At 69.2% G+C, this 1,578-nt stretch carries 2 protein-coding genes; both read right to left on the bottom strand.

The features are described 5' to 3' along the window. Positions 1-910, bottom strand: a 910-nt coding sequence (locus tag ACZ5CR_RS44825; protein ID WP_468869335.1) for an MFS transporter, incomplete at its 3' end; no start/stop codon positions are given. Between the two features lie 229 nt (positions 911-1,139). After that, positions 1,140-1,578, bottom strand: a 439-nt coding sequence (locus ACZ5CR_RS44820; protein WP_468869331.1) for an FG-GAP repeat domain-containing protein, incomplete at its 5' end; no start/stop codon positions are given.

The following is a 1,578-nucleotide window of genomic DNA, read 5'->3' as shown; positions in this document are numbered from 1 at the left end:
CGAATCCCACGCCGCCGAGCAGCGCGAGGGTCGCGGCCGCGGCGGGCCGGTTGTGCACGGTGACGGTGAACAGGGCCAGCGTCGCCGCGAGGCCGGCGAGCACCACCAGGATCGTGGGCATCAAGGCGCGGTCGGCGGCCTTGCCGCCGAGCAGGTTGCCGATGACCAGGCCGACGCCGAACAGGACGAGCAGCCAGCTGATGGCCCCGGTGCTGTAGCCGGCGACGTCGGTCATCAGCGGGGTGACGTAGGTGAACGAGGCGTGCAGACCGCTGATTCCGATGGCGGTGATGCCGAAGGCCAGCCACACCTGCGGACGCCGGAAGGCGGCGAGCTGTCCGCGCAGTCCCTCCGTGGGGTCGGCCGGGGCGTGCGGCACCAGCAGGGCGATGCCGATGAAGCCGATGAGCCCGAGGGCGGCGACGACCCAGAAGGTGGAGCGCCAGCCGAACTGCTGGCCGAGCAGGGTGCCCATGGGCACGCCGAGCACGTTGGCCAGGGTCAGGCCGGTGAACATCAGCGAGATGGCGCGGGCCCGCTTGGCCGGTTCGACCATGTCGGCCGCGACCACGGTGCTGACGCCGAAGAACGCGCCGTGGGCGAAGGCGGACACGACGCGTCCGAACATCAGCAGCTCGTAGTTCTGCGCGACGGCCGACAGCAGGCTGCCCGCGATGAACAGGGCCATCAGTGCCAGCAGGACGACCTTGCGGGGCATGCGGGCGGTGAGGGCGGTGAGCGCGGGTCCGCCGACGACGACACCGAGTGCGTATCCGGACGTCAGCAGGCCTGCCGTCGAGATCGACACGTGCAAGTCGCCGGCGACCTCGTTCAGCAGGCCGTTGATGATGAATTCGGTGGTACCGATCCCGAACGAACTGATGGCCAGGGCCAACAAGGCGAGGGGCATGGACAACCTCCTGTCAGGAGTGTGCCGCCGGGTGCGGACAACGGGGGTAATAATTGCACACGCCTTATATCTGCGAGCGCTGTATATAGGACAATGCCCATTAAGGGCGCGTGCAAGTGCGGCCGGGGCGGTCGGACTTGGGGGGTCGGCCGCCCCGGCCGCGGCTCCGGCCGCGCCCGGGGGTTCCTGGGCGCGTGACGTGAGGTCGCCGCGGGGGCGGTGGTCTGCGCTACGGAATGTCGATCTCGTTGCGGTAGACCATGAGCTTGGCGTCCTTGGCCACGTAGTAGTTCTGGACCGAGTACGCGATGGTGGCGAAGTCGAGCCTGCCGTCTCCGTTGAAGTCGGCGGTGGCGATGCGGGCTACGGACTCGTCGGACACCCGCCACTTGGCCCAGATGCCGTTCTTCAGGTCGACGGCCTTGTAGTACATGACCCCCTGCCACGGCCACGGGCCGCGCAGGGCGACCAGGAACTCGTCCTCGCCGTCGCCGTCGAAGTCGGCGGTGACGATCTGGTGGCCGGGGCCCTCGCCGTTCTCGTTGGGGTCGCCGTAGACGTCGAGCAGGACGCGGTTCCACTCGACCTCGCCGGCCGGTCCGTCGCTGGCCTTCGTGTAGACGGCGACGGTGTTGCCGTGGAAGGGCTCGATGGCGGCGACGTACGCC

The organism is Streptomyces sp. NPDC031274, from assembly GCF_055570235.1.
Note: the sequence above shows the minus strand (reverse complement) of the source record. Positions and strands in the feature narration are given on the sequence as shown.